Genomic DNA, 7,415 nt, shown 5'->3' with positions numbered 1-7,415 from the left:
TTTAAAATAGAACTTGAGAAATTCATCATCAACTATAATCACAAACGAATTAAATCAAAACTTCGAATGAGTCCTGTGCAATATCGTGAAAAACTTCAAGAAATAGCTTAATTACATAGTGTCCAAATATAAGGGGTCACTTCAGCCTTGCCTGAGGAAGCTCAGCGCATGCCCACGGAAAGCGAGTCGTCCCCCGCAGGACTTTAACCACGCAATAAAGTCTCGAAATGAATTTTTTCCTAACTCAAAGACTTATTGTCAAACATGATATTAGGAGGTATAACCGATGACGAAAATTTATTTAACGAGACATGGACAGACAAAATGGAACCTGGAAGGGAGAATGCAGGGTAGAAAGAATTCTGACCTCACTCCCCTTGGAGAAGAACAAGCCAAATGGCTCGGTCAATCCCTGCAAACTGTACCGCTTGATGTGATCATCACAAGCTCAAGCGGAAGAGCGGTTCAGACAGCTGAATGGATTAGAGGAGATCGGACCATTCCACTAAAGAAAACAGACCAGCTGCAAGAAATTCATTTAGGCGAATGGGAAGGAAAGAACCAATCACAAATCGAGAAATCTCAACCGCTTGAATATAAAAATTTTTGGGAGCAGCCTGAAACTTTTGCTGCTGAAGCAGGAGAAGATTTCACCCAGGTCATAGAGCGGACAAGTCAGGAAGTAGAAACTCTTGCACGTACATATGAAGGAAAAACGCTTCTTCTTGTCACTCATGCCGTCGTATTAAAATGTTTAATGACTTATTTTGAAAAGAAGTCGGTGAAGGATGTGTGGTCCGGCGCTTTTATGCATTCTACGGCCCTCAGTTTAGTGGAGAAACAAGGAGACGATTGGAAAGTCCATTTCCAGGGAGATATTTCTCATCATCAAAATTCATCTCATGCATAATAAAGACCGGTGCCGTGTGACGGCCCGGTCTTTGTTGGAATTCAAGCCCCGCGGTTTTTCACATTTAGCTGCGAATCACTTGATCGGATACGTTTCAGCCTGGCGATTGGTAAATACGTGTACCTCATCATAACCAGCAGAGCGTGCGAGCTCTATGGCTTCGGAGTAGCGGTGGCCGAGGTGGTCTGGTTTATGCGCATCGGAACAGAGAACGATTCCAATTCCTTCCTCCTTACAGCTCTTGAGAAGCTCGGGGTCCGGGTACATCTCTCCGACCGGTTTTCTTAAACCGGCGGTGCTGATTTCAATACAAGTGTTTGTAGAGGCAAGAGCTTTGGCGGCCCGTTTGTATTGCTGGCGGAGAAATTCCCGGTCATCCGGACGGTAGCCGAATACTTTGATCACATCGATGTGTCCCATAAAATCAAACAAACCAGATTCTCCTAAAGTAACGACGCGGTCAAAATATTGCTCATACACTTTTTTTAAGTCGCGCTTTTCGTATTCCTCGCGAAAAGTGGCAAGATCGATTCCCCATTCGTCTATCCAGTGGACAGATCCGATCACGTAGTCAAAAGGATGAGAATCAATAAAGGCTTTCATTTCTTTTTCTTTCCCCGGCATATAATCCATTTCGATGCCCATTTTAATAGGAAGATCAGCTTCCTTTGCTTCATCAAACATCTTTTGGTAAGTGTCGAAAGTCAGGGTGCGGCGGTTCTCTACCCAGGGGTTGGACAGAATGGGTCTCGTTTCTTCAAAGAAATAAGCGTGCTCGGAAATGCCCAGTTCTTCAATCCCTTCTTCTTTTGCTTTCGCTATGTACGTGCGAAGGTAATCAACATCCAAGTTCCCGGTCTCTGCCATGTGTACGTGGTAATCGGTGCGCATAAACATTCTCCTTTTCACTGAATGGATTTGATTCATCATACCAAACATCAATATCGCCGACAAAGGATTCTTTTCCTCTATCGTCAGGGAAGATGAAGAGAGGGGATGTATGTTAAACTAGTTAAGTTAGCATACGCGGGAAAAGTAGAGGTGCACGCGAAATGAAAGAAACTAGAAAAATCACCGAAGGGGCTTTAATGACAGGGATTTATTTGCTATTGTTGTTGGTAATTATTTTCATTCCTGCCATTATTAGTGTGCTCTTCATGTTTATCCTTCCTGTGCCATTTGTCGTCTATAGTTATCGCTACGGCTTCAAATCAGGAATTATTGTATTGATTGCAAGTACCCTGGTGTCTGTGATTATCGGGCTGGCTTTTGCTTTGCCAACGACTCTGCTTATGGGTCTCGGCGGTTTATTTCTAGGCGGAACGATGCACAAGAAACGTTCCCCTTATGAAACTCTTGCCATGGGTGCAGTAGGATTTATGATCGGATTTGCTGCTGTCTTCTTGATTTCTCAAGCCTTCTTTGGAGTGAATTTCACGGAGCAGTTTAACCAGATTATGGATCAGTCGATTTCCCGAGCGGAAGGAATGCTTGGAACCTTTGGGGGAAGTGATGCAGAGGATCGTCTTGACCAATTTAAGGAACAGCTGCAGAGGCTGCCTGATCTTATTCCGAGCATGCTAGCGATGCTTGGCGTAACGTTCTCCTTTATTAGTCAGTGGCTCAGTTATAAATTGCTAAACCGCGTGGAGAAGACGAAGCTTCAGTTTCCGCCTTTTCGTGAGCTGAATCTGCCATCTTCCTTGTTATGGTATTACCTCGCTGCTTTAGTTTTTGAGTTATTTATTAAGAATCAAGAAGGAATGTTGTATCTAGCTGCCGTAAATGTTTATACTATTACAGCCTTTTTTCTAGTCCTCCAGGGCTTTTCATTCATTTTTCAATTTGCTTATATGAAGAAAATGTCCAAGGCCATTCCGATTATTATTTTAATCGTTACCCTTCTTATTCCAACAATTCTAATGGAACTTGTGAGATTATTAGGTATAATTGATTTAGGATTTTCGTTAAGGAAACGTGTTCAGGGGAAAAAATAGTACGAGCTCGTAAAGATAGTAGGAGCTGAAAAAACATGCCTAATTTTTTTAAAAAACCAACCATGAGTGGTCACTTATGGATCATTTATTTAATCTCTTTAGTGCTGCTCGGTTTTATTTGGTATTACCAGTGGATGCTTGGTTTAATGATGACCCTCTTCTTAGCTGGGTCCATTTTTTACAGTGTCCGGACCGAACAGAATATGATCAATGAAACGGAAGAATATATTTCGACTCTTTCCTACCGGGTGAAAAAGGTGGGGGAAGAGGCGCTGCTTGAGATGCCAATCGGAATCATTTTGTTTAGTGATACGTTTACGGTTGAATGGGCCAATCCTTATATGAATAAGTTCTCTAAGACGGATTCCATTGTCGGGAAATCCTTGAAGGTGTTATCAGAGGATTTAATTTCGCAGATCAAGGAAGACCGCCATGAAGTATGGATCAGAGTAGGGGATTACCAGCTCCAGACGATCATTAAAAAGGATGAGCGGTTGCTGTATTTGTTTGATCGGACGAGACAAACGGAAATTCATAATTTATATGAAAATGAGCAGACGGTATTATCGATTATATTTCTTGATAACTATGAAGAAATTACCCAGGGAATGGATGACACGGCGAAGAGTCATATTAACTCGCAGGTCACGTCGATTCTGAATAAATGGGCGGGCGATTATGGCATTTATTTAAAACGAACGTCGCAGGAACGGTTTATGGCCGTTATGAATCATAAAATTCTTCAGACCCTGGAGAAATCTAAGTTTGAAATTCTTGATGATGTAAGGGAACTGATTACCGATCAGAACGTCCCGCTGACGCTCAGCTTTGGCGTTGGGATCGGACCGGTCAGTCTTCCGGAGCTTGGAGAACTGGCGCAGTCCAGTCTGGATCTTGCTTTAGGACGAGGCGGCGACCAAGTGGCCATTAAAGATGATACCGGAAAAGTCAGATTCTATGGCGGGAAAACGAACCCTATGGAGAAACGGACACGCGTCCGGGCCCGTGTGATTTCGCACGCGATGAAGGAATTAGTTCAAGAAAGCGAAAAAGTCTTGATTATGGGCCATAAATCTCCGGATATGGATGCGTTAGGAGCTTCAATCGGAATTTTAAAAATTGCGCAGGCGAATGAAAAAGATGCCGCAATTGTTTTGGATCCCGACGATATTGACACTGGCGTACAGCGTATGGTGGAGGAAGTAGAAAAAGATGAAGAGCTCTGGTCTTATTTTATTACTCCTGAAGATGCACTGGAAATGGTGACGAATGAAACCCTTCTCGTCGTTGTAGACACGCATAAACCTTCCCTTGTTATGGAAGAGAAGCTGTTAACGAAAACCGAGCATGTGGTCGTGATTGACCACCACCGCCGGGCGGAAGAATTCATTTCTGATCCAACCCTTGTATATATGGAGCCTTATGCCTCTTCCACAGCCGAGCTCGTGACTGAATTGCTCGAGTATCAGCCGAAGAAGCTGAAGCTGTCTATGCTTGAATCGACGGCCTTGCTTGCTGGAATTATCGTTGATACGAAGAGCTTCACCTTACGGACAGGCTCGCGTACGTTTGATGCTGCTTCTTATCTTCGGTCAAAAGGAGCGGATACCGTTCTTGTTCAGAAGTTTATGAAAGAAGATTTAGATGTGTATGTGAAAAGAAGCCGGTTAATTGAGAAAGCCGATGTGTATCGAGATGGCATTGCGATTTCCAATGGGGAGGAAGGGGAAGCATACGGCCCCGTCCTGATTGCTCAAGCCGCCGATACGCTGCTGACGATGAGCGGCATTGTCGCGTCTTTCGTCATTTCTTCAAGGAAAGATGGCCGAGTCGGAATCAGTGCCCGTTCGCTTGGGGATATCAATGTGCAAGTGATTATGGAGCGCATGAATGGCGGCGGTCATTTAACCAATGCGGCAACGCAGCTTGAAGACACAACGATTGAAGATGCACGAGCTTTGCTGCAAGATATAATTGACGAATATTTTGAAGGGGGAGACTCAGAATGAAAGTAATATTCAACCAGGACGTGAAAGGCAAAGGGAAAAAAGGTGAAATTAAAAATGTTTCAGACGGCTATGCCCGCAACTATCTACTGAAGCACAATCTTGCTGTTGAAGCTACGAAAGGTAATCTTCAGGCTCAAAAAGCGAAAGATGCCAAGCAAGAGCAGCAGGCTCAGGAAGAAGTCGAAGAAGCGAAACAGCTGAAGAATACGCTGGGCGATCTGGAAGTGAAGCTAGTGGCGAAATCAGGCGACAGCGGCCGTTTATTCGGTTCGATCACTAGTAAACAAATTGCGGAAGAGCTGAAGAAAGCTCATGACATCAAGATTGATAAACGTAAAATTGAGCTGGATGAACCGATCCGTACTTTAGGCTACACCGATGTACCTGTGAAGCTTCATAATGAAGTAACAGGGAACATTCGTGTGCATGTGGAAGAGAAGTAAGGATCCTTTTGAATACAAGGGGAGGAACAATTCGTGAGTGATGTTTGGAATGACCGCACCCCACCGCATAACATTGAGGCTGAACAGGCTGTCCTCGGTGCGGTTTTTTTAGAGCCTGAAGCGATGTCAACTGCAGCGGAGCATTTGCTCCCAGAGGATTTTTACCGGGCAAGTCACCAGCGGATATTTGAAGTGATGCTGACTTTGTCGGACAGGGGCGAACCTATTGATCTAGTAACGGTGACGACGGCTTTGTCCAACAACAAGGTGCTTGAAGAAGTCGGAGGTGTCTCCTATTTAAGTGATGTAGCGGACTCAGTGCCGACAGCAGCCAATATCACTTATTACACGAGAATAGTCAGTGAGAAATCAACGCTCCGAGGGCTGATTCGCACCGCCACAAATATCGTAACGAGCGGGTACGCGGAGGAAGAGGACATTGAAGATGTTCTTAATTCTGCGGAGAAAGATATTCTGGAAGTTGCTCAGCGGAAGAATTCAGGAGCGTTTAAAAATATTAAAGATGTGCTGATTGATGTTTATGATAATATTGAACAGCTTCACAACAGTGATGGCAATATTACCGGCATTCCGACGGGGTATCGTGATTTAGATCATATTACCTCTGGCTTTCAGCGCAACGATTTAATTATTATCGCGGCCCGTCCTTCAATGGGTAAGACGGCGTTTGCCCTCAACATTGCCCAGAACGTCGCCGTGCATACGGATGAAAATGTCGCCATTTTCAGTTTGGAGATGGGAGCCGATCAGTTGGTTTCCCGTATGCTGTGTGCAGAAGGCAACATCGATGCCCAGCGCCTTCGTACCGGTCACATGGAAGCCGATGATTGGAATAAGCTGACGATGGCGATGGGAAGCTTATCGAATGCAGGTATTTATATTGATGACACTCCTGGGATCCGCGTCAGTGAGATCCGTTCGAAATGCCGGCGCTTGAAGCAGGAGCACGGTCTTGGCATGATTTTAATTGACTACCTGCAGTTAATTCAGGGCAGCGCGAACTCTAAAGAAAACAGGCAGCAGGAAGTTTCCGAGATTTCCCGGTCCTTAAAGGGTCTGGCTCGTGAGCTGAATGTTCCGTTAATTGCTTTATCCCAGCTTTCACGTGGGGTAGAGTCAAGACAGGACAAGCGTCCTATGATGTCTGACCTTCGGGAATCGGGTTCGATTGAGCAGGATGCTGATATTGTAGGTTTCTTGTATCGTGATGATTATTATGATCAGGAATCTGAAAACCAGAATATTATTGAAATTATTATTTCTAAACAGCGTAATGGTCCGGTGGGAAATGTGGAGCTTGCGTTTGTGAAGGAATATAATAAGTTCGTAGATTTAGATCATCGTTATTCCGAGGCGGATGTTCCGCCTGCTTAACCGGCACCTCTCATGTCTTTTCCTAAAGACGTGCAGGGGTGTTTTTTTTATTGGATGTGAGAAAGCATACAGCGCAAAGCGTCCGTTGCTGGAGTAAGACTCAGGTTGGAGGGGAAATAACTCGGCTTGTTCCATCGCCCAGACACTCGAGACATAAGTTGCTCATCAACGGAATGAAAAATCACATTCCTTTTGATGAGCAGCTTATGCTGGTCGTGTCTTTCGGGGCGATTTCACATTCGAACACTTTCCTGCGGGGGAACTGGCAAGCCTCCTCAGTCGTTTCACTCCTTGTGGGGTCTCGCCTAGCTCCTTCTCCCGCGGGAGTCTCGTCATTTCCCATCCACCCCTGCATTAATTTGGATAACGGACTTGAAATAAGGTTGTTATTCGACTCCTGTGCAGGCAGACACCTTCTCAAGATGGCTCAAAACCAGATCTTACAGGTAAACACCTAATAACTATTTGGTCTTGAGTGTCTGGGTTATGGAACAAGTTGAGATGTCTCTTACACCTTATCTTTTAGGAATGAACTGCCTTATGCTGGACGAAGCGTTTATAATTTCTTAATCTCTTAGGTAGTAGTACTAAAACGATAAGGTCGTGATTTAAACGCAAGGAGGGCCGGGAAATTGCGAGACTCCTATGGGAGGATAGGACA

General features: G+C 44.6%; 7 protein-coding genes. 6 read left to right on the top strand and 1 reads right to left on the bottom strand.

All coding sequences use genetic code 11. The features are described 5' to 3' along the window. Positions 1–111, top strand: a 111-nt coding sequence (locus Q7A53_RS21580; RefSeq protein ID WP_411791279.1) for an IS3 family transposase, incomplete at its 5' end; no start/stop codon positions are given. 175 nt (positions 112–286) lie between these two features. After that, a complete protein-coding gene (locus Q7A53_RS21575; RefSeq protein ID WP_411791278.1) occupies positions 287–910 on the top strand; it encodes a histidine phosphatase family protein in 624 nt (207 codons plus the stop codon). A gap of 75 nt (positions 911–985) precedes the next feature. Here Q7A53_RS21575 and Q7A53_RS21570 read toward each other — a convergent pair whose 3' ends face one another. Beyond that, the gene (locus tag Q7A53_RS21570) at positions 986–1,801 is read right to left on the bottom strand and encodes a histidinol-phosphatase HisJ family protein (protein ID WP_411791277.1); all 816 of its coding nucleotides are present in this window, start codon (positions 1,799–1,801) and stop codon (positions 986–988) included. 161 nt (positions 1,802–1,962) lie between these two features. Here Q7A53_RS21570 and Q7A53_RS21565 point away from each other — a divergent pair, with 161 nt between their 5' ends. From Q7A53_RS21565 to dnaB, 4 genes are read left to right on the top strand one after another with little or no spacing between them, the layout of a single operon-like run. Next, positions 1,963–2,907: a YybS family protein gene (locus Q7A53_RS21565; RefSeq protein ID WP_411791276.1), complete on the top strand. Its 945-nt coding sequence runs from the start codon at positions 1,963–1,965 to the stop codon at positions 2,905–2,907. A gap of 35 nt (positions 2,908–2,942) precedes the next feature. Continuing rightward, entirely contained in the window at positions 2,943–4,916 is a 1,974-nt protein-coding gene (locus tag Q7A53_RS21560) for a DHH family phosphoesterase (protein WP_411791275.1), read from the top strand. Continuing rightward, positions 4,913–5,359, top strand: a complete 447-nt coding sequence (gene rplI / locus Q7A53_RS21555; RefSeq protein WP_411791274.1) for a 50S ribosomal protein L9 — start codon at positions 4,913–4,915, stop codon at positions 5,357–5,359. The genes Q7A53_RS21560 and rplI overlap by 4 nt, the downstream gene beginning before the upstream one ends. Before the next feature lie 33 nt (positions 5,360–5,392). Next, complete coding sequence (gene dnaB, locus Q7A53_RS21550; RefSeq protein WP_411791273.1) at positions 5,393–6,754, top strand: replicative DNA helicase; 1,362 nt, start codon at positions 5,393–5,395, stop codon at positions 6,752–6,754. The last annotated feature ends 661 nt before the right edge of the window (positions 6,755–7,415 follow it).

Origin of the sequence: Halobacillus rhizosphaerae (assembly GCF_046719735.1) — a bacterium.
GTDB classification, from domain to species: Bacteria; Bacillota; Bacilli; order Bacillales; family Halobacillaceae; genus Halobacillus_B; species Halobacillus_B rhizosphaerae.
This window is presented reverse-complemented; position numbering and strand designations above follow the sequence as displayed.

Coding starts and splice junctions, on each gene's coding strand:
- Q7A53_RS21575 (WP_411791278.1), top strand. CDS start 287: ATGACGAAAATTTATTTAACGAGACATGGACAGACAAAATGGAACCTG.
- Q7A53_RS21570 (WP_411791277.1), bottom strand. CDS start 1,801: ATGCGCACCGATTACCACGTACACATGGCAGAGACCGGGAACTTGGAT.
- Q7A53_RS21565 (WP_411791276.1), top strand. CDS start 1,963: ATGAAAGAAACTAGAAAAATCACCGAAGGGGCTTTAATGACAGGGATT.
- Q7A53_RS21560 (WP_411791275.1), top strand. CDS start 2,943: ATGCCTAATTTTTTTAAAAAACCAACCATGAGTGGTCACTTATGGATC.
- rplI (WP_411791274.1), top strand. CDS start 4,913: ATGAAAGTAATATTCAACCAGGACGTGAAAGGCAAAGGGAAAAAAGGT.